This is a genomic window from Methylobacterium sp. CCH5-D2 (genome assembly GCF_001556475.1).
GTDB lineage: Bacteria > Pseudomonadota > Alphaproteobacteria > Rhizobiales > Beijerinckiaceae > Methylobacterium > Methylobacterium hispanicum.
Genome location: NZ_LSIX01000093.1, coordinates 1 through 344, shown reverse-complemented (window position 1 = coordinate 344; position 344 = coordinate 1). Strand labels below are relative to the sequence as shown.

The 344-nt window shown below is 77.6% G+C and carries 1 protein-coding gene; it reads right to left on the bottom strand.

Annotation, left to right across the window (positions count from 1 at the left end; all coding sequences use genetic code 11):
* The coding region (locus AX737_RS02050) for an alpha/beta hydrolase fold domain-containing protein (RefSeq protein WP_156453479.1) at positions 1 to 344 on the bottom strand (344 nt) is incomplete at both ends.

The following is a 344-nucleotide window of genomic DNA, read 5'->3' as shown; positions in this document are numbered from 1 at the left end:
GGCGTCCGGCACGAGGATCGGCGAGGTCCGCCAGTCGAGGGCGAGGCTCGGGTCGGGCATGTGCCGGGCGTGGAAATAGCGCACCATCTCCCAGGTCAGCGGCGGCACCGCCGCGTTGCGGCGGCGGGAGGGGTAGAGGTCCGGATCGAGGCGGTTGTCGGTGCTCGGGTAGATCAGCACCTGCCCGCGCAGGGCCAGGCCGGCGTCGCGCGCCGCGATCGCCGCGACGGCCGCGAGGCTGCCCCCGGCACTGTCGCCGCCGACCGCGAGCCGGGCCGGGTCGAGCCCGAGCCTGCCGGCCTCCGCGGCGATCCAGCGCAGGGCCGCGACCGCGTCCTCGGCGG